This is a genomic window from Bartonella melophagi K-2C, from assembly GCF_000278255.1.
Lineage (GTDB): Bacteria > Pseudomonadota > Alphaproteobacteria > Rhizobiales > Rhizobiaceae > Bartonella > Bartonella melophagi.
In genome coordinates, this window is record NZ_JH725085.1 from 1 (window position 1) to 1,316 (window position 1,316).

A 1,316-nucleotide genomic window follows, 5' to 3' on the forward strand; every position below is an offset into this window, starting at 1 on the left:
AACCTTATATTTTTATCAACTTTTTTCTATTTAAATGCCCTTATAAGCTCTCCCCTTATTATCATGATTTCGGAGCCGCGTAAGAAGGACAAAACAAACCGTTTAGGAGTCTTTAAGTCAAGAACGCTGTTAAGCGCCCCATAGGGGTTTCCTTGACCTTAAGAACCTAGGTTTGTTAGTCCCTTCTCTAAACGCGGAAACGACTTCATGATTTTGGTGAGCGGTTCGGAGAGTTTGAGAGGTGAAAAACCTCTCACTAAAAAACTATCTTTGCAAAAAAGTTGATTTAAACTTAGTGTTTTTAAACTCCAGGAATACCAATGTGAAAACACTCACTACTGGCCGGGGGATATTGAGAAGTGTAAAAAGGTCTTTATAATAAACTTTTTTATTCATAAAAAATTTGAAATTTTCTAAAAATTGTTAGAAATTTCGTTTCATGTAACTCTTTTTCGTGTTATACGTTACATGAAACATAGTGGAGGTTATACTATGGCTACAATGCATGTTAATGAACGCGTTCAAAAATATCGCAATGCACAAAGAAAAGCCGGATTGCGTTTAATGCAAATTTGGGTGCCAGATATACGTCAACCGGACTTTGCTGAAGAATGCCGTCGCCAATGTCGCTTAGTAGCAAAGACAGATAAAGATAATGCATCTATGCAATTATTTATGGAGCAATCCTTAATGGATATTGATGGCTGGACATAATAATGAGAGGTTCTCTTATAACAGTAGCTATGCAAGGCGATTTTGGCAAACCAAGGCCCGCACTAGTAATTCAAGCTAATCAATTTAGTGAGCATACCAGCATCACAGTCTTACCAATTACAAGCACACTTATTGCTGCTCCACTACTGCGCATTACTATTCAGCCAAGTAGCGAAAATGGTCTGCTAAAACCTTCACAAGTGATGATTGATAAAATTATGACGGTACGATGTGATAAAATTAGTTCAACTTTCGGCTATATTCATACAGATGAAATGATACAAATTGAACGCTGTTTAGCTGTATTTTTAGGAATAGTAAAATAAAAATTAATATTTTTTCCTTTTGAATAAGTATACGTATTTTGTGATAAATTCATTAACCAAGTTAGGCAGTTAACTAATACGTCTTATCGTTCAATTAAAAACCTAGTAAAATATGGAAACAGAAATGATTTTTGCCTCTTTTCATAGACGATCATTATTTTCTGAAGCATTTTTTTCTATGAACCTTATATTTTTATCAACTTTTTTCTATTTAAATGCCCTTATAAGCTCTCCCCTTATTATCATGATTTCGGAGCCGCGTAAGAAGGACAAAAC

2 protein-coding genes are annotated in these 1,316 nt (G+C 34.7%); both read left to right on the forward strand.

Annotated features, from left to right (window positions below; all coding sequences use genetic code 11):
* Window positions 1-492: 492 nt before the first annotated feature.
* Window positions 493-714 (forward strand): antitoxin MazE family protein, encoded by a 222-nt coding sequence (locus ME3_RS06170; RefSeq protein ID WP_007478042.1) that lies wholly within the window; start codon window positions 493-495, stop codon window positions 712-714.
* Window positions 715-716: 2 nt separating this feature from the next.
* On the forward strand, window positions 717-1,040 hold the full coding sequence (locus ME3_RS06175) for a type II toxin-antitoxin system PemK/MazF family toxin (protein ID WP_007478043.1): 324 nt from the start codon (window positions 717-719) through the stop codon (window positions 1,038-1,040).
* The last annotated feature ends 276 nt before the right edge of the window (window positions 1,041-1,316 follow it).

Excerpts from the sequence above, each read along its gene's own strand:
- ME3_RS06170 (WP_007478042.1), top strand. The coding sequence starts at position 493 with ATGGCTACAATGCATGTTAATGAACGCGTTCAAAAATATCGCAATGCA.
- ME3_RS06175 (WP_007478043.1), top strand. The coding sequence starts at position 717 with ATGAGAGGTTCTCTTATAACAGTAGCTATGCAAGGCGATTTTGGCAAA.